Origin of the sequence: Flavobacterium arundinis, from assembly GCF_038289855.1 — a bacterium.
GTDB classification, from domain to species: domain Bacteria; phylum Bacteroidota; class Bacteroidia; order Flavobacteriales; family Flavobacteriaceae; genus Flavobacterium; species Flavobacterium arundinis.
On record NZ_JBBYHR010000003.1, the window covers coordinates 1 to 17,239 of the forward strand.

The following is a 17,239-nucleotide window of genomic DNA, read 5'->3' on the forward strand; positions in this document are numbered from 1 at the left end:
AAACATCTTTGTCTATTAGTTTCAACAAAGAACTTACGCTTATTTTCTTTGGCATAATCAAGTTTATAAATCTAATATATGAAAATATTTCAATGAACTTTTGTCTTCCGAACACCTATGTCTCAAAGACCTTGCAGGATGCCAAACCGTGGACGTTAACAACCTGCAAGGTTTCAAAAACCTTGTAGGTTTAAATTAAAAATATCCCCAATTATATTAAACAAGAAAACCTCCCATCAGGAGGTTTCTTCAATTTAAATTCCGGTCAATTAAAAGTCTGTCGACTCACTCACGCCACGCCATGCGTCAATTTCATTTTGCAGGAATGCAGTCTTTTGCTCGGCCATTGCTACCGAATCTTTACCTAAGAACAGGTACAGCGGCGGGTTCTCTGTTTCGGCAATCTTGATCATTTCAGCAACACCTTTTGCAGGATCGCCGGGCTGGTTGCCGTTGATCTGCTGTTGGTGTGCTTCCTGCACGGCCCTTACATCGGTATAAGCATCCATTGGGTTTTTAGGCACGGAAAGGGAGTCGGATTCCAAAAAGTTAGTCCTGAAATAGCCCGGCAGCACCAACGTAACATTAATGCCGAACGGCTTGGCCTCAACCGAAAGCGCTTCTGTAAATCCTGCTACGGCAAATTTCGTAGCGCAATAGATCCCAAAACCGGGGAAGTTGCCGGTAAACCCGCCGATAGACGAAATATTGAAGATGTGTCCCGAGCCCTGTTTACGAAGGTGCGGCAATACCTGGCGGATAACGTTCAGCGAGCCGAAGACATTTACATCAAAGTTCTGCCTTGACTCTGCATCGCTTAATTCCTCGATCGCGCCAATTACGCCATATCCGGCATTGTTTACCACATTATCAATTCGGCCGAATTTCGCGATAGTAGCATCGATAGCTTTTGCAACGCTTCCTTCGTCGGTGATCTGCATTTCCAGTGGTAGGAAGTTTTTATGATCGGTCGCGGCGGCACCTTTCAGTTGTGATATGCTGCGTGATGTTGCAGCAACATTGTCACCTTTCTCTAATAATTGCTGAATGAACAGCAGCCCGAAGCCTTTTGAGGCGCCGGTGATGAACCATGTTTTGTTTGAAGTTTCCATTTGTACTGTGTTATTATTTACAGGACAAAATTAGGCAGGCTTCACAGTTTGGTTATTACAGGCTTCAAACCAATACTTGCAAAAATCAAACAGCCCTGAATTTGGAGGGTGTCAATGAGGTAAGTTTCCTGAAAAAGTTATTGAAATGCGATGCTTCCTCAAAACCGAGGCTATTGCTTATTTCGGAGATATTCCAGTCGGTATGCTTCAGGAGCGCTTTGGCCTCAGCCACAATGCGTTCGCCTATAAGGGTACTGGTAGTCTTTCCTGTTGTCGATTTCACCGCACGGTTCAGGTGGTTTACATGCATGGCGAGGCTGTTGGCATAATCACTTGCCGAACGCATGGTGAATCGCTGCACGGGTGTTTCTATAGGGAACTGCCTTTCCAGCAGTTCATTGAATACAGCCGTAATACGCGAGTTGGCATTGGGGTGCTCATACAGGCTTTCGGCTGGCTCGGTCTTTAGTGCCAAGTGAATAAGTTCGTTGAGGTAATTGAAAACCAGGTCGTATTTAAACACGTAATCTGATTGTATTTCTTCAAGCATTTTCTCGAACAGCGCTGAAACAGCCGCATCCTGTGTTTCATTCAGCGGATAAGAAGGTTTTCCCCCGGGTACGAACATCGGCAGGTCGTTGAGGTTGCCACGCATTTTTGCAGTAACATAAGCAGCGGTAAAAATGCAGAAATATCCGGTGATCTCACCATTGATAGCTTCCCATGTATAAGGCACCTGCGGATTGAGGAACATCAGGTTCGGGCCGCTCATTTCGAGGCTCTTGTCGGCGTAATGGTAACGGTTAGTACCGCGGATAAGCACGATCTTATAAAAGTCCTTCCGCGAATAGATTGGTATTCCCTGCTTCATGCAGTCTTCCAAGCGAAACACATTAAAATGCCCTGCGCCCGGTTGCTCCTCGGGTATCATATCGAATTTATGCTTGTAAAAAGCCTGTAACGTTTCCCTTTCCATATTCTGACATTGTAAAAATCAAACAAAGGTAATGATTTTCGCAATATCGTTGCACAGATAGTATATTAGAATGTTCAATTGTCCTTCCACTTCACATAGGAAGCAGTATCAGCATCTCTCCACCTGATCCTGAGGGAATCTTTACTCACAGAAAGTATCTCACCCTCCTGTAGGAAGTCATTATAATATATTTTCAGGCGGTTTCCCTTAAGCTCATAAGGCATATCGCCGTTGCCGTCATAATCGACTACAAAAAAGCTTTTTGGTGAAAATACAAAATCGGCATGTGGGCCTTCATTATCTAAAGTCCATGTTTCGAAAAGCAGTGTTGTATCCAAAGTAGTTTCAACGGTGCTTTTATCTGGTCTGTCAATATGGATATCAGGATTGTCGGTATTATAATCAGATACCGTCAATGTCATATCCCTGTCGCCAGCAAGTTCGTTATAACCATGATCGGCAGTATCTTTCTCAATAATCTTAGCTGCTGTAATAGCAGGTGCATTTTCCTTTTTAGGATTTGTACACGATAAAACCAGTATCGCTGTTACTGCTGTTAAAGTAATTTTTGTCATAGTTATTTCCTCCGGCCACTTCCCAGCCTGTCATTTGGCTTTTGACCAAAATTCCTCGGATTATTTCTAGTATTTGCAGGCCTACCTGTAGCTGTTCCCCCATTAGGGTTTAGAGGTCCTGCATTCTTCGGCAAACTCGCCTCCTCGGTTTTGCTCGACGGCTCAATAAGGGTATTTAGTTCCTTTACCTCGGCAGGGGTAAGTTCCCTATAGCGACCTACGGGAACGTCCAGTGAAATATTAATGATGCGGACTCGTTTCAGTGCTGTCACTTCGTAGTCGAGGTATTCGCACATACGGCGTATCTGGCGGTTGAGGCCCTGTGTAAGCACGATACGGAAGATATATTTACTTATCTGTTCAACTTTGCATTCGCGGGTTACTGTGTCAAGAATAGGAATACCATTCCCCATGCGCTGTATAAATCGGTCGGTTATAGGCTTGTTTACCGTAACGATATATTCCTTCTCATGGTTGTTGCGGGCGCGAAGAATTTTGTTTACAATATCGCCGTCATCGGTCATAAAAATAAGCCCTTCGCTGGCCTTGTCAAGCCTCCCGATCGGGAAAATGCGTTTCGGGTAATTGATGTAATCGACAATGTTGTCCCTTACCTCCTGGTTGGTAGTACATTCGATGCCGGCAGGTTTATTAAACGCGAGGTAGACCTGCTTTCCTGTTTTTTCTTTTATCAGCTTCCCGTCTATGCGCACTTCATCATTATGGGTCACTTTGGTGCCCATTTCGGGTACGATGCCGTTTATAGTTACGCGGCCTTCCTCAATAAGCTTATCGGCTTCCCTGCGCGAGCAGTAGCCGGTTTCGGATATAAATTTATTCAGCCGTTTCAGTTCTTCTTCCATACTGCAAAAGTAAAATATTTTAGCGAGGCACAACCATACACTCAATATTGTATATTTGCTTTATATGAAAATTGCTATAAATGACTTAATTATACTAAAAATCATGAAAATTAAAATTACCCTTATTGCACTTTCTTTGCTGTTGTGCGGGACTTCTTTCGCCCAAAGCGGGAAAGGGGATTTTCACATTGAAAAAGGCAGTACACAGCACAGGCTTTATGTTTCGCTAAAAGCTCCGGTAGCTGCGAGTCAAAACTATACACAGGCAATTGCGGCTGCTGTTCCGGGTTTTGCAAAGCTTGCTGCTGAGTATTCTATCATCCCTGCAAAAGCAATTACGATTACTGAAGAAAAATTACAGAAGCTTGAAGCTTTGGCTATAAAAAATACAGGCAGCGGGGAGTCCGTTGCAAAACTGAGGAATATTTTTGAGCTTTCCATTGCCAACCCAACCAACGAAAGGGTGCTTGAAGTGGCTGCTGCGCTTGAAAAACTGGATGGCGTTGACTATTGCAGCCTTACATCGGCAGAGCCTGTAAAACCTCCCTATGATATAGCGCCTGTAACGCCAAACAGGCAGCCTTTGCAGACTTACCTTAACAGCTCGGCCGGGGTCAATATGATCTATGCATGGGACATGGGACTTAACGGGCAAAATATCAATATAAGGGATGTAGAGTATGGCGTAAACCTTGACCACGAAGAACTAAATGAGAGGAACGTCAGCCACTTCATGGAGATATCCCCGGACGCAAGTAATGACTTTACAGAGCATGGAACGGCCGTATTTGGGATCGTATATGCCGATAAAGGCAGTTATGGCATTTCGGGTATGGCACATGGTGCCAATGAGATGATCCTTTTTACAGAATACCCTTCCACCGGCTATAACAGGATCAATGCTATAACCCAGGCCATTGGAAATTCTACAGAAGGCGACCTCATTATTTATGAATTGCAGATGACAGGCGCACTGGGCGATTATTGCCCTGCGGAGTATGACCACGTGGTATGGAACCTTACCAAAGCAGCTACGGATGTAGGCATTGTTATCGTTGCGGCAGCCGGTAATGGTCACGAAGACCTTGACGACCCGTTATACCAGTCCTACAGGAATAGAGGAAACAGCGGTGCTATAATTGTTGGTGCCGGTACAAACAATGCGCAGCACAATCGTTTGGATTTCAGTACCTATGGCAGCAGGGTAGACGTTCATGCCTGGGGTCAGGGTGTGTACTCTTCTGGCTATGGCGATGTGGCCCAGGTTGGAGGCGACTTTAACCAGTCTTATACTATGTTTTCCGGGACCAGCTCTGCTACACCTATCGTAGCGTCATGTGTAGCGGTGCTGCAATCCTATTATCATGGCCTTACCGGCGAATACCTCACCGGGCCTCAAATGAGGGAACTGCTTATAGCTACCGGTACGCCGCAGGGAAGCGCCACTGAGGACACACACATAGGGCCTATCCCTAGTATGGAAAATGCTATTGCCGAAATAGCCAATATGCTTGGTACGCCCACTGTAAGCAAAGCATCTTTTTCTGTATATCCCAACCCAGTTCAGGACAGGCTAACCCTTACCTCAAATGGCTTTTCGGGTACTGCTAAGGCAGAAGTTTACAACTCGCTGGGCCAGTTGGTAAATAGCGTTGTTATTGAAGGAAACGGCCAGCAGATCGATTTTAGCAATTTTTCGAAAGGCATTTATATTGTAAAAGTTACCGATGGTGAAACAACTGTTTCGAAAAGGGTGATCAAGAAGTAATTTTAAGGGAACACGGATAACAGGATTTAGAGGAGGACCACAGGTAATTGAAGATTTTAAATCAAATCTGTGTAAATCAATAAAATCCGTCTTATCTGTGTTCCTTTTTTTATTTATCGAAAAGGAAGCTATAAATACGGTTGTACAGCTTTTCGTCGTGCATACTGTGCCCAAGCCCCTTTGTTGTTATAAACTCTGCAGCGGGCCATGCCTCCGCTATTTTTTTGCCTTCACTATAGGATACTACAGTGTCATTCAAATCATGCGCAAGCAGTCCTTTCACTTTTATCTTAGAAGCGAAAAGGCTTCCTGAAAATTCATCAGCCTTAATCCTGAATCGCTCAAAGAAGTGGTTTTTAAGCAACAGGAATGCGTTGCTGTTGAGGTTTAGCATGCCGGCATAATTAGTCAGCAATGTATTGAGGTCACATGGTGCGCCGAGTACCACCATCTTTTCGATGGCATCATTAGTATAATGCGATTGGTAATACAATATTGTTGCCCCACCTACTGAATGGCCTACCATGTAATTGGGCCTGAATTTCTTAACAACAACATCGATAAATTCCGCATAGCGTGGTATGTTGAATTCTATGCCCGATGAAAGCCCGTGTGCAGGTGCATCAAGCGCTATTATAGTACTTCCGGAACGTTTCAGGTGCGTGATTAATTCTTCCCAGCGGGATGCATTGCTTTCCCAGCCGTGTACCAGCAAAACTTTATTGTCATTACCCTCCCATGTGTACATCGGGAAAATAAAGTCGCCATGCGTTACCATTTCTGCATGTGCCTGTTGCAGTACATCCGGCAATTGTTCCTTTACCAGCCTTCCGCTGCGGGGTTCGCTAAAAAAACGATACGCCAGCTTTGTAGCTTTTTTTGGGGAAATGTAGCCAAGGATATTGATGTATAAACCAAACAGTTTGGTAATGATATACGTTAAGGCTTTCTGCATTGGTAATTAAAAAAGCCCCCGGTGTGCGGGGGCTTAGTCATTATATTTTTGAAAATAATTGTTCCATTTTCTCTTTCTCTTCGTCAGCAAGTGCGCTGTCAACGAGAATCCTTCCACTGTGCTCATCAGTGATGATCTTTTTGCGGGCAGCGATCTCCATTTGGGTTTGCGGCGGGATGGTAAAGAAAGAACCTGCCGATGCGCCCCTTTCAATAGAAACTACTGCAAGGCCGTTCCTTACGCTGGTCCTTATCCTTTTATAAGCATTAAGAAGCCTCTCTTCGATCATTCCCTCGTATTCAGCCGATTTTTCAAGAAGGAAATTCTCTTCTTTTTCAGTTTCGGTCATAATAGCATCAAGCTCTGCTTTTTTGTGGCCAAGGTGTGAAGATTTTGCCTCAAGCCTTTCCGAAGACTGGGTGATGGTATCTGTCTTATGCTCGATAGATGCCTTCATTTCCCTTATCTGTTTTTCAGCAAGCTGTATTTCAAGTTCCTGAAATTCGATCTCTTTACTAAGTGAGTTGAATTCCCGGTTGTTGCGTACGTTCTTTTGCTGCTCTGTGTATTTTTTGATGGCAGCGGTGTGCTCTTCAATAGCGCTTTTTTTCTCTTTTATCTGCACCTCGATAGATTCAAGGTCGCTTTTAAGTTTCTCAAGCCTTGTGCTTAGTCCGGCAACTTCATCTTCCAGATCTTCCACTTCAAGAGGAAGTTCGCCTCTCACATTCCTGATCTCGTCTATTCTAGAGTCGATCAATTGCAGATCATAAAGTGCCCTTAATTTGTCTTCAACACTTAGTTCCTTGATATTCGCCATATTTATAAGTACTTAACTGGATTTGTATTCTCTTTCGGTAAAATGATTGCAAAATTAGGGATTTTTTTCGTAAGATAGGCAACTAAATTTTTTTTTGTCCCAATGCCCTGAGAAAGCCGTGTCTGCCCGCTATTTTAGATCAAAATGCTACAAGTAATATACCGGGTTGGTATTCTCTCCCGATAGTACTACAGGAATTTCTGTTACCCTTTCCGAAAGAAAACCAGCCATATAATTTTTTGTAAAGCGCTCACTTTCAAAATGGCCTATATCTGCTAAGAGCAATCTGCCTTCAGCCTCATAAAACTGGTGGTATTTCAGGTCGGCTGTCAGGAAAACGTCGGCGCCGGCCGCTATAGCGCTTTTTATGGCAAAACTCCCGGAACCGCCCAACACGGCTACTTTCTTTACAGTGCGTCCGGTAAAGGCGCTGTGGCGGATGCCTTCGGCCTGCATTTTGTCTTTCACGAATGCCAGAAACTCTTTCTCGGGTAGTGGTGTTTCGAGTTCGCCGGTCATACCGAGGCCAATGTTTTGGTGCCTGTTTTCAAGGCTGTAAATTTCATAAGCAACTTCCTCATACACGTGGTTACTAAAAAGCGCTTTGAGTATCCTGCCTTCAAGGTGCTTCTCAAATGTCACTTCGACCTTTATCTCCTGTGCTTCTACAAATTCGCCCGGCTCCCCGATCTCGGGATTGCTATCGGCATTGCCCTGGTAGGTGCCCAGCCCCTGGCTGTTAAAACTGCAATTCTCGTAATTGCCTATACTACCTGCGCCCGCATCAAAGAGTGCGTTACGAAGTTTTTCCAGGTTTTCGGGTATAGTGTAGGTTACCAGCTTACGGATAAAACCTTCTTTTGGTTCCAATATTTTGGTATTTACTAGTCCAAGTGCATTGCAGAATATTTTGTTCACACCGTACTTATGATTATCAAGCGCGGTGTGGACTGCGTAGATTGCAATATCATTTTTTATCGCTTTTATTACGGCGCGCTCCACATAATTTTTACCCGTAATTTTTTTCAGCCCCGAAAATAAAATAGGGTGGAAGCAGACTACAACATTGCAATTTTTGGCAATAGCCTCGTCAATAACATTTTCCAATGCATCATGGCACACAAGTATCCCCGTTGCTTTATCCTCAGCATTGCCGGTTAGCAGTCCCACATTATCAAAATCCTCAGCATACGCCAAAGGCGCCATTTCTTCTAATATTTCGATGATGTCCTTTACTTTCATTGTAAAAATTTAGCTTTCCAAAGTTAAAACAATTCAAAAAAAAACCGCCCTGAAAAGAGCGGTTCGTATAAATATATTGTGCTACTCGCAAGTCGCGCCTGCAGTTTCAAGAAAATCTATATAAGCCTGGTAAGGCTGTCCTGTATCTGTGTTTCCGTCGTAGGCATGTCCATTCGGACCCTTGCAAATATCTCCAACATTCATTCCCGAAGACATGCATGTTACACATTGCGTTAATCCTTCAACAGGTATTTCCTCTATACTGGTGCAATTCTGTGCTGCTAAATACGTTGCGTATACTTCTCCTGTATCGGTTCCTGTATTGCCAACAAATGTAAAGGCATTACCATTAGACCCTTTGCATATTTTTTCACCATCAGGATGCTCATCCGATATGCACATTACGCAGTTGGTATATGTGGCACCGCCACCACCAGGGGTAGTAAAGTCTTCAGGCTCGTTATCGCAAAAAAGCTCGTAGTAATGGGCAACCTCGATTCCTGTGTCGGCATTGCCAACATAAGCGTCGCCGTTATCGCCTGTACATACTTCATAGCCCTCTTCATCGGTAATGTCGCAATGCTGGCAACCTAAATAATGTGGAGTATAGTCCTTCTCATCGTCAGAGCACGCTGCGAATGTCATTACTGCCAAAATAGCTATAGATAGTATTAATTTTTTCATGTTTATGAGCATTATATGTTTTGCGTGGAGCAAAAAAATGAAAAAACTTTCTAAAAACCTAAAATAAAAGCGTTAAACATTATTTTTTATCGAATAAAAATTGTTAGTATTATCTCCGGTAATACCAAACCACTGAAGTTTTCGTATTTTACCCGCAAATCAGAATATTTGGCAGCTCTCCACAGAGGAGTTCATTGAAAATCGTATCTTCGTCACATGAATTTTTTGAGAAAAATTTTATTCCCTTTTTCCCTTATCTATTGGGCTGTAACGGCAGTAAGGAATTTTTTATACAATAAAGGCATCTTTACATCTTATGGCTTTCCTGTTCCTGTAATTGCCATTGGCAACCTTAGTACCGGCGGTACAGGAAAAACACCACAAACGGAGTACCTTGTACGGCTGCTTTCGGGCAGATACAGGGTTGCAACGCTTAGCCGGGGTTATAAAAGGAAATCAAAAGGTTTTGTCCTGGCAGACACCAACAGCAATGCCGATATACTTGGCGATGAGCCCTACCAGTTCCATACTAAATTTCCAAACATTCGCGTGGCTGTTGATGCCGACAGGAAAAACGGAATAGAGAACCTGCTTTCGCTATCGCCAGGGCCTGAAATTATATTACTTGACGATGCCTACCAGCACCGCCGTGTGAAAGCAGGATTTTACATACTACTCACAGCTTATGGTGACTTGTATTCAGATGATTTTATTCTCCCGGCAGGAAACCTCAGGGAAGGAAGGAGCAGGGCCGCCAGGGCAAATGTAATCATAGTAACCAAATGCCCGCCTGATCTTTCTCAGCAAAACCAGATAGTTATTCGGGAAAAGCTGAAACCAAAGCCCGGACAAAAAGTATATTTTACTTGCATCGACTACGATAATGCCGTACATTCGGAAGAAGGAGAGAGAAGTCTGGAATCGATTAAGGATGAATCCAAAGTGCTCGTTGCGGGTATAGCAAAGCCTAACCCTTTCTTTAACCATTTGCAGGGAAAAGATGATACGGCGCTAACCTTTCCGGACCATCATGATTTTACGCAAAAAGAAATTGAAGATATAAACAAACAAACAAAAGATAAACTCATCATCACTACCGAAAAGGATTTTATGCGGCTCAAAGGCAGGCTCCCGAAAAAGAAGCTCTTCTACCTGCCCATTAAAAGCCGCTTTTTAGACGGTGGGGATGATTTTGATAAAACACTACTCGATTATGTGGGAAAAAGTACAGCAAACCGTTAAGTACATTACTGATAAGACAAACTTCACACCGCGCTATGGCGTTATTTTAGGCTCCGGCCTTGGTGGTTTTACCGAAGACATTGAGGTGGAATTTACGTTGCCTTACAATGAGATCCCGAACTTCCCTGTTTCGACAGTGGAAGGCCATAAAGGCGCGCTTATTTTCGGAAAGATTGGTGGCAACAATGTCGTGGCTATGCAGGGGCGTTTTCATTACTACGAAGGCTACAGCATGCAGGAGGTAACCTTTCCGGTACGGGTAATGAAATACCTGGGAGTAGAGAAATTGATCGTTTCGAATGCTTCCGGTGGGGTGAACCCGTTCTACAAGGTAGGCGATATCGTGCTTATTTACGACCATATCAATATGATGCCCGAACATCCGCTAAGAGGGAAAAATGATGAGCGTTTTGGGCCTAGGTTCGTCAATATGGGTGAGCCGTACAGCCGCAAGATGATCAATAAGGCCAAAGAGATTGCAATTGCACAAGGCATTGATGTAAAGGACGGGATTTACTTAGGCTTACAGGGACCGACGTTCGAAACACTATCCGAATACCGTATGGTAAAAGTTCTGGGTGCCGACTGTGTAGGGATGTCGACCGTTCCCGAAGTTATCGTGGCAAGGCACATGAATATGGAAGTGTTCGGCATTTCTGTGATCACCGATATGGGCCAGGAAGACAGCATTGATAATGTAAACCACGACGAGGTACTGATCGCTGCAAAAAATGCCGAACCTAAAGTACGGGGATTGATAAGGGAACTGATTATTAAGGATTAATCAGTTTTCAGTCGCAGTCACAGTTTTCAGTCCGGACCGTTTGTTCCATTTCGACAATAGGAGAAATCTCAATATTTCAATACGCAAGATTTCTACAATCGTTGAAATGGAATAATGGAATTAAAAAAATCCGTGAAAATCCGCTCAAGCCGCGTCATCCGTGTTCCTTTCTCAGCGCTCCAGATAAACGATCAGATCAATTATCCTAGAAGAATACCCGATCTCGTTATCATACCATCCCACTACTTTTACCATTTTATTGATAACGGATGTCAGTAGCGAATCGAACAGGCACGAATTACGGTTACCAATGATATCAACCGATACTATCGGGTCTTCCGTATAAGCCAATATGCCTTTCAGTTCGCCTTCAGCAGCAGCTTTAAAGGCCGCGTTGATCTCTTCAATGCTCACTTCGCGCTTTACATAGCAGGTAATATCAGTCAGGGAGCCGTCCGGCACCGGTACGCGTATGCCGCCGCCGCCTATTTTGCCTAAAAATTCCGGGAATATTTTGGTCAGTGCTTTTGCAGCCCCGGTTGTTGTAGGTACTATAGATTGCGATGCTGCCCTTGCCCTGCGCAGGTCTTTGTGCGGCTGGTCGTGGAGGCTTTGGTCGGTAGTGTAAGAGTGGACCGTGGTGATATAAGCCTGTTCAATACCGCACAACTCGTTAATGACTTTCATCATTGGGGCGGCATTGTTGGTGGTGCAACTGGCATTGGATATCACAGTTTCTGTGCCATCCAGGATATGCTCATTAACGCCCAACACTACCGTCTTGATGCGGTCATCTTCGGGTGGGGCAGATAAGATCACCCTTTTGGCACCAGCCGCAATGTGCTGCTCTGCATCTTCAAGTGTCTTGAATTTCCCTGTAGATTCTACAACAATATCAATATCCAAAGCTTTCCAGTCAAGCCCCTCAACATTCTTTTTGCTAAAATAAGGGTAGGGTTTTCCGTTTATGATGAGCGAATCATCCGTATGCGAAACTTCGTAAGGTAGTATGCCGTGTATGCTGTCATACTTTATCAGGTGCGCCATTGTGCGGCTATCAGCGATATCATTTATAGCGGCCACTTCGATGGTTGGGTGGTCCAGTAATAGCCTGAAAAGGTTGCGGCCTATACGCCCAAAACCGTTTATGGCAATTTTTGTTTTTTTCATTTCCTTAAAAAAATAAGTAGCCAAAGGTACTAAATCTTTGTGCTTTGTTTTTGTATTTTTGGTGAGATAAATCCGGGAAGTTTAGAATTAATGTGACCGGAATTTTCCGTATTATTAAAATATAAACCACGATAATTAATTACAGAAATAGTAACAACCAATAATACAATATATTTATGAGCGAATGGAATCAGGACGATTTATCAACCTACTCTAGTTTTGGACATCCGGGAGTTGCAGAGAGCGCAATAAACCTTATCAAAAGCGGTGCAAACCCTAACGTTAAAGATGACGAATTACAGTCAACTCCTTTGATAAATACCTCTGTAACAGTTAATGAGAATTCTTTGGAAGTAGCGAAAGTTTTAATTGAATATGGGGCAGATATTAATGAAGTAAATATGTATGGAGATACGGCATTATATGAATTGATTTACCATCATCAACCCGGGCATTTTTCTTATAACGAACAGTTAGCCCGCGCGCAATTCCTAATTGACAATGGAGCAAAAATTGAGACAACATTTAACGGTGTATATAAGAGTTCTCTTCACCTTGCCGTGTATAGGAACGCAAGAGATATGGTACTGCTTTTGCTAAAAAACGGAGCGGATAAAATGTTTAAAAATACTAATGGACAAACGCTTAAAGAAATTGCGGCTGCACAGGGCCATAACGAAATTGCAGAATTATTTTAGCATATCCTTTTGCAGAAATAATCCATAAAAAATACCCCGGGATATCAATGATTCCGGGGTATTTTATTTTTTAAAGGCATAAAGTTTTTTCTGCTATCCCTTTTCGAAAAAGAACTCTCAAAAAACTTTAAACCTGAAACTTTAAACTAAATTAAAGAATATGCTTCTGCGCTTTATATGATGAACGTACCAATGGCCCGCTTTCTACATGGCGGAAGCCAAGCTCAAGGCCTATTTTCTCATATTTTTCGAACTGCTCCGGCGTGATGAATTCTTTTACAGGAAGGTGCCTTTTGCTTGGCTGCAGGTACTGGCCTATCGTCAATACATCAAGCTTAACGTCACGCAGGTCATACATGGTCTGGATTACTTCTTCTTCCCTTTCGCCAAGCCCAAGCATGATGCCTGTTTTTGTGCGGTTTATGCCATTATCTTTCAAATAGCGGAGTACTTCAAGGCTGCGTTCATATTTTGCCTGTATGCGCACTTCGCGGGTCAGCCTTTTTACGGTTTCCATATTGTGGGAAACTACTTCCGGGGCTACCTGTATAATGCGGTCGATATTGCGTTCTATACCCTGGAAGTCAGGGATAAGGGTTTCAAGCGTGGTTGTTGGGTTCATCCTGCGGATAGCCTTAACCGTCTCGCCCCAGATGATTGAGCCGCCGTCTTTAAGGTCGTCACGGTCTACGCTTGTAATTACGGCATGTTTAATGTTCATCAATTTGATTGAACGCGCTACCTTCTCGGGTTCATCCCAGTCCACCGTTTCGGGCCTTCCGGTCTTTACGCCGCAAAAGCCGCAGGAACGAGTACAGGTATTGCCCAGTATCATAAAAGTTGCAGTGCCTTCACCCCAGCATTCGCCCATGTTGGGACAGCTGCCCGAAGTGCATATCGTGTGCAGCTTGTATTTGTCTACAAGCCCGCGGAGTTCGGTATATTTTTGGCCCGTTGGCAGCTTTACGCGAAGCCATTTTGGCTTTGGTGTAAGTAGCCCGCCTGAGGCAGTAGGCCGTAGGGTATCTAAAACAGTTTCCATAGTAAAAACTTTAGGGTACAAAGATACTATTTATTTATGTATCCAATGCACGCATTGGCTATCTCAAAATGGAGTAGTAAGTAACGTATTTTGTGGTATTTTTTTTATTAAATTAGCCGGTATTAATAAAAAAATAATAAAAGCTATGAAAAAAATTATGTTAACGGCTATGCTTGCTGCGTTTATTGTGAGCTGCCAAAGTGATGAAGGCCAGCCGCTCACCAGCGGGAATGATCCAATTGCTGTAGGATTTACATTAATAGGTGATGGTGAGCTGATGGGTGATGAAAACATTACGGGTTCTAATCTTGTAATTGACAATGAAGCCGACTGGAATGCGCTAAAAACGCAAATGGATCTGTTTAATCCGTACTCGCAATATTTTACGGAGACGGATATTGACTTTTCTGCGTACAAAGTAATTGCGGTTATCGATGAGCTGCGCACTTCCGGGGGTTATGACATTACAATTGCCTCAATAACGGACAATGACGGGCAGTTGGTCGTAGATGTAGAGAATTCCAATCCAACGGAAGCGAATGTGACTACTGTAATGACGCAACCTTTCCATATCATTAAAATCCCAAATACAGATTTACCTGTAGTATTCGAATAGCACTAAAAAAGGCCCGTTGAGGGCCTTTTTGTTACTTTACATTTATAGTTATCGGAAGATTGTAGGCTGTCCTTACGGGCTGCCCTTTCTTTTTGCCCGGTTCCCACTTGGTTTTTATTGATTTTAATACCCTTATAGCTTCGTTCGCCATACCGTAACCAGGGTCGCGGCCTACTTTGATGTTCGACATGCTTCCATCAAGCTCTACAACAAAAGATACATATACCTTTAAGGTTCTGGCACTATCTGTTTCCGGAATCCTGAATTTACGGCTCACCTGGTCATAAAATGCCTCCATACCACCTGGGAATACAGGCATTGCGTCTACTGTCATAGAGTTTTCTATGCCGGTGCCGGTGGCGTTATTAGCAGGGGCAGTGCCAGTTCCGCCGGGTTGTCCTCCCGGTATTCCTGTAGTTGTTCCGCCAACGGTTGCTGGTGTTGTAGTAGCGCCGGGGTTAGTGGTAAGTAATGTGGCTGTCGTAGGGATTGGTGTTGTAACAGGCAGGCTTGTGGCGACCAAAGTATTGTGTGCGGTTGTTGCCGTACTACTTGCAGGTGGCGCTGCAGCCTGGGTTTTCTCAACAACTGGCTTAGGTTTTTCTGGCTCCAACGTAGTAGCATCTACCAAAGTGACAGGCGCAATGGGACAAGTTATAATCCCGTCGCCTATTATAGGGTCAGGCTTGAAATAATTTACAATTACAGGAATTGATACCAATGTACCCATAAGGGCAATTCCTGTAATAAGGGCTAAAATCGTAGTCCTTGAGTCTTCTTTGCGCAACTGGTACGCACCATAACTCTGGTTCCGTCCCTCAAATACGAGGTCGATCCATCCATCATTGAAAACACTAACTTTAGACATAATAATGGTGATTTTGGGTTTGTAATAGAATTATACTACTAAAACGATATAGTGTTTCGGATTATTGTAAAAATAGTCTTAAATATTTAGGAAGGTGCTGAGGTTCTTAGTTGCTAAGGGTCTTAGAGTCCTAAGAACCTAAGTTTCTCAGAACCTACTTCTTCGTAATAATATCTGCGAGAAGTTTTTTTGCGCGTAGCAGTTTTACCTTCACGTTGTTGAGTGGTTCGCCAAGCTGGTCGGCAATTTCCTGATAAGTCATTTCCTGGAAATAGCGCAGCTGTATTACTTCCTGGTATTGTGGCTTGAGCTGTTTGATGCAGTTTAAAAGGCTCGAGAGGTTCTGCTCTTTTATCAGTTGGTCTTCCACGGTAGGAGTGCTGTCGGCAACCCGGTAGGCCTGTTGGTCTTCTTCATCGGTTATTTCTATGAATAAGGATGATTTCTTTTTCCGTAACAGGTCGATATGCACGTTTTTGGCAATGGCAATAAGCCAGGTATTAAAGCCGTATTCCGGATTGTAAGTAGCAATCCTGTCGAATGCCTTAACGAAAGTTTCTATGGCAATATCTTCCGTATCGGTTTCATTTTGGGTTCGTTTCAGCATAAAGCCATACACTTCGTTCCAAAAATGATCCAATAAAAAAGTAAAGGCAACCTGGTCGCCCTTTTTCGCTTTTTCTATGTTTAGTTGTATGGATGCAGGGGTTACTTCCAATGCACAGGTTTTGAAAAAATATTTGTTAGAAATACATTTACCTGTGTGAAGATAAGGATAATTTCGATAACAGGATACCACCATGCCACATCTTTTTCCTGCAATTTCGATGCACTGTAGCCCATTACCAGCCACGTAACAAGGTAACGTACAGCTACAACCGGCACCAAAAACATCCAGTTAAATTGTAGTGCTGCCAGTACAATTGCTAAGACTACGAATGCCAGCTGCGAGCAATGAAAAAAACGTATGTGGAATTTATCAAACGGGCGGAAATAAGCCATTGTAAAAACCTCTCTTCTTTTTTGCAGGCGCCATGCCGCAAAAGAATGTTTTGGCTCACTGTAGGTAAAGCTTTCTGGGGTAAAGCATATAGTGGTATTATTTTTTGTTGCCGACTGGTTGATAAAAAGTGAGTCTTCACCTGTCCGGATGCTCATGTGGTCAACATATCCGTTTACTTTGAAAAATTCATCCTTTTTATAACCCATATTACGGCCTTCACCCGCATAAGGCCTGCCAGCCTTCGCCCAGGAAAAATACTGTGCAGCGGTAAGCATACCATCAAAACGGATGATTTTATTCAGGAAAGAGCCCTTTACTTTTTCATAAGCGCCATAGCCAAGGACTATAGTCTTTTTTAGCGTAAATTGTGAACTCATCTGGGTGATCCAGTTTTTTGACGCGGGATAGCAATCAGCATCGGTAAACAGGAGGTACTCTTTTCTGGCTGCTTTTATACCAAGGGTAAGCGCATATTTTTTATTGCCCCAAAAGGCTTCATTATTGGCAACTTTTACCAATCGTACATTGGTATACTGCTTTTCGAATTCCTCAAAAATATCAAGTGTTTCATCGCTCGAAGCGTCGTCAATAAGCACGATCTCAAAATCAGGATAATCCTGTTCTGCAAGTAACGGGACGAACTTTCTTACCTTCTCAGCTTCATTTTTGGCACAGACGATAACCGACACCGGTATGCGTTTAGGGTTCGTTGAATGGGCAGTTGCAAAAGCAAATTTCCCCAGTATTGCCAGGTAATATACAAGCTGCAGTACTGCAACTCCGGCAAAGACACAGAAAATAATGTTTAGCATATAGGCTTC

At 43.4% G+C, this 17,239-nt stretch carries 18 protein-coding genes; 5 read left to right on the forward strand and 13 right to left on the reverse strand.

All coding sequences use genetic code 11. The annotated features are described in order from the left end of the window. Positions 1-269: 269 nt before the first annotated feature. The 4 genes from AAEO56_RS05750 to rluF form a co-directional block, all read right to left on the reverse strand. On the reverse strand, positions 270-1,112 hold the full coding sequence (locus tag AAEO56_RS05750; protein WP_341696079.1) for an SDR family NAD(P)-dependent oxidoreductase: 843 nt from the start codon (positions 1,110-1,112) through the stop codon (positions 270-272). 85 nt (positions 1,113-1,197) lie between these two features. Continuing rightward, positions 1,198-2,088: an AraC family transcriptional regulator gene (locus AAEO56_RS05755; protein ID WP_341696080.1), complete on the reverse strand. Its 891-nt coding sequence runs from the start codon at positions 2,086-2,088 to the stop codon at positions 1,198-1,200. A 74-nt stretch (positions 2,089-2,162) separates the two neighbouring features. Further along, positions 2,163-2,663 carry a hypothetical protein gene (locus tag AAEO56_RS05760; RefSeq protein ID WP_341696081.1) on the reverse strand — a complete coding sequence of 167 codons (501 nt, stop codon included), beginning with the start codon at positions 2,661-2,663 and terminating at the stop codon, positions 2,163-2,165. A gap of 2 nt (positions 2,664-2,665) precedes the next feature. Next, entirely contained in the window at positions 2,666-3,526 is an 861-nt protein-coding gene (gene rluF, locus AAEO56_RS05765; protein ID WP_341696082.1) for a 23S rRNA pseudouridine(2604) synthase RluF, read from the reverse strand. A 103-nt stretch (positions 3,527-3,629) separates the two neighbouring features. Here rluF and AAEO56_RS05770 point away from each other — a divergent pair, with 103 nt between their 5' ends. After that, positions 3,630-5,294: a S8 family peptidase gene (locus AAEO56_RS05770; RefSeq protein WP_341696083.1), complete on the forward strand. Its 1,665-nt coding sequence runs from the start codon at positions 3,630-3,632 to the stop codon at positions 5,292-5,294. Between the two features lie 109 nt (positions 5,295-5,403). Here the strand turns inward: AAEO56_RS05770 and AAEO56_RS05775 are convergent, their stop codons facing one another. The 4 genes from AAEO56_RS05775 to AAEO56_RS05790 all read right to left on the reverse strand — a co-directional run bounded on the left by AAEO56_RS05775 (position 5,404) and on the right by AAEO56_RS05790 (position 8,995). Further along, on the reverse strand, positions 5,404-6,249 hold the full coding sequence (locus AAEO56_RS05775; protein WP_341696084.1) for an alpha/beta fold hydrolase: 846 nt from the start codon (positions 6,247-6,249) through the stop codon (positions 5,404-5,406). Positions 6,250-6,289: 40 nt separating this feature from the next. Continuing rightward, complete coding sequence (locus AAEO56_RS05780; protein WP_341696085.1) at positions 6,290-7,069, reverse strand: zinc ribbon domain-containing protein; 780 nt, start codon at positions 7,067-7,069, stop codon at positions 6,290-6,292. 147 nt (positions 7,070-7,216) lie between these two features. Next, entirely contained in the window at positions 7,217-8,311 is a 1,095-nt protein-coding gene (locus tag AAEO56_RS05785) for a Nif3-like dinuclear metal center hexameric protein (RefSeq protein WP_341696086.1), read from the reverse strand. A gap of 81 nt (positions 8,312-8,392) precedes the next feature. Beyond that, a complete protein-coding gene (locus AAEO56_RS05790) occupies positions 8,393-8,995 on the reverse strand; it encodes a hypothetical protein (RefSeq protein ID WP_341696087.1) in 603 nt (200 codons plus the stop codon). 216 nt (positions 8,996-9,211) lie between these two features. On the opposite strand from AAEO56_RS05790, the gene lpxK reads away from it, so the two are divergent. After that, positions 9,212-10,237: a tetraacyldisaccharide 4'-kinase gene (gene lpxK / locus AAEO56_RS05795; RefSeq protein WP_341696088.1), complete on the forward strand. Its 1,026-nt coding sequence runs from the start codon at positions 9,212-9,214 to the stop codon at positions 10,235-10,237. Continuing rightward, the gene (locus AAEO56_RS05800) at positions 10,209-11,021 is read left to right on the forward strand and encodes a purine-nucleoside phosphorylase (protein WP_341696089.1); all 813 of its coding nucleotides are present in this window, start codon (positions 10,209-10,211) and stop codon (positions 11,019-11,021) included. Before lpxK ends, AAEO56_RS05800 begins: the two co-directional genes overlap by 29 nt. Positions 11,022-11,192: 171 nt before the next feature. Here the strand turns inward: AAEO56_RS05800 and gap are convergent, their stop codons facing one another. After that, a complete protein-coding gene (gene gap, locus AAEO56_RS05805; RefSeq protein ID WP_341696090.1) occupies positions 11,193-12,191 on the reverse strand; it encodes a type I glyceraldehyde-3-phosphate dehydrogenase in 999 nt (332 codons plus the stop codon). 176 nt (positions 12,192-12,367) lie between these two features. Between gap and AAEO56_RS05810 the strand changes: the two genes are divergently transcribed. Beyond that, positions 12,368-12,889, forward strand: coding sequence for an ankyrin repeat domain-containing protein (locus AAEO56_RS05810; protein WP_341696091.1), 522 nt, complete (start codon positions 12,368-12,370; stop codon positions 12,887-12,889). Between the two features lie 151 nt (positions 12,890-13,040). On the opposite strand, the gene lipA is transcribed toward AAEO56_RS05810, so the two are convergent. Continuing rightward, positions 13,041-13,931 (reverse strand): lipoyl synthase, encoded by an 891-nt coding sequence (gene lipA / locus AAEO56_RS05815; RefSeq protein WP_341696092.1) that lies wholly within the window; start codon positions 13,929-13,931, stop codon positions 13,041-13,043. A 145-nt stretch (positions 13,932-14,076) separates the two neighbouring features. On the opposite strand from lipA, the gene AAEO56_RS05820 reads away from it, so the two are divergent. Continuing rightward, a complete protein-coding gene (locus AAEO56_RS05820) occupies positions 14,077-14,547 on the forward strand; it encodes a protease complex subunit PrcB family protein (protein WP_341696093.1) in 471 nt (156 codons plus the stop codon). A 31-nt stretch (positions 14,548-14,578) separates the two neighbouring features. Here the strand turns inward: AAEO56_RS05820 and AAEO56_RS05825 are convergent, their stop codons facing one another. From AAEO56_RS05825 to AAEO56_RS05835, 3 genes are all read right to left on the reverse strand, one after another. Further along, positions 14,579-15,415, reverse strand: a complete 837-nt coding sequence (locus tag AAEO56_RS05825; protein WP_341696094.1) for an energy transducer TonB — start codon at positions 15,413-15,415, stop codon at positions 14,579-14,581. Positions 15,416-15,569: 154 nt separating this feature from the next. Continuing rightward, on the reverse strand, positions 15,570-16,133 hold the full coding sequence (locus AAEO56_RS05830) for an RNA polymerase sigma factor (RefSeq protein WP_341696095.1): 564 nt from the start codon (positions 16,131-16,133) through the stop codon (positions 15,570-15,572). Beyond that, entirely contained in the window at positions 16,124-17,230 is a 1,107-nt protein-coding gene (locus AAEO56_RS05835) for a glycosyltransferase (protein ID WP_341696524.1), read from the reverse strand. Before AAEO56_RS05835 ends, AAEO56_RS05830 begins: the two co-directional genes overlap by 10 nt. Positions 17,231-17,239 lie beyond the last annotated feature (9 nt).

Coding starts and splice junctions, on each gene's coding strand:
- AAEO56_RS05750 (WP_341696079.1), bottom strand. CDS start 1,112: ATGGAAACTTCAAACAAAACATGGTTCATCACCGGCGCCTCAAAAGGC.
- AAEO56_RS05755 (WP_341696080.1), bottom strand. CDS start 2,088: ATGGAAAGGGAAACGTTACAGGCTTTTTACAAGCATAAATTCGATATG.
- AAEO56_RS05760 (WP_341696081.1), bottom strand. CDS start 2,663: ATGACAAAAATTACTTTAACAGCAGTAACAGCGATACTGGTTTTATCG.
- rluF (WP_341696082.1), bottom strand. CDS start 3,526: ATGGAAGAAGAACTGAAACGGCTGAATAAATTTATATCCGAAACCGGC.
- AAEO56_RS05770 (WP_341696083.1), top strand. CDS start 3,630: ATGAAAATTAAAATTACCCTTATTGCACTTTCTTTGCTGTTGTGCGGG.
- AAEO56_RS05775 (WP_341696084.1), bottom strand. CDS start 6,249: ATGCAGAAAGCCTTAACGTATATCATTACCAAACTGTTTGGTTTATAC.
- AAEO56_RS05780 (WP_341696085.1), bottom strand. CDS start 7,069: ATGGCGAATATCAAGGAACTAAGTGTTGAAGACAAATTAAGGGCACTT.
- AAEO56_RS05785 (WP_341696086.1), bottom strand. CDS start 8,311: ATGAAAGTAAAGGACATCATCGAAATATTAGAAGAAATGGCGCCTTTG.
- AAEO56_RS05790 (WP_341696087.1), bottom strand. CDS start 8,995: ATGAAAAAATTAATACTATCTATAGCTATTTTGGCAGTAATGACATTC.
- lpxK (WP_341696088.1), top strand. CDS start 9,212: ATGAATTTTTTGAGAAAAATTTTATTCCCTTTTTCCCTTATCTATTGG.
- AAEO56_RS05800 (WP_341696089.1), top strand. CDS start 10,209: ATGTGGGAAAAAGTACAGCAAACCGTTAAGTACATTACTGATAAGACA.
- gap (WP_341696090.1), bottom strand. CDS start 12,191: ATGAAAAAAACAAAAATTGCCATAAACGGTTTTGGGCGTATAGGCCGC.
- AAEO56_RS05810 (WP_341696091.1), top strand. CDS start 12,368: ATGAGCGAATGGAATCAGGACGATTTATCAACCTACTCTAGTTTTGGA.
- lipA (WP_341696092.1), bottom strand. CDS start 13,931: ATGGAAACTGTTTTAGATACCCTACGGCCTACTGCCTCAGGCGGGCTA.
- AAEO56_RS05820 (WP_341696093.1), top strand. CDS start 14,077: ATGAAAAAAATTATGTTAACGGCTATGCTTGCTGCGTTTATTGTGAGC.
- AAEO56_RS05825 (WP_341696094.1), bottom strand. CDS start 15,415: ATGTCTAAAGTTAGTGTTTTCAATGATGGATGGATCGACCTCGTATTT.
- AAEO56_RS05835 (WP_341696524.1), bottom strand. CDS start 17,230: ATGCTAAACATTATTTTCTGTGTCTTTGCCGGAGTTGCAGTACTGCAG.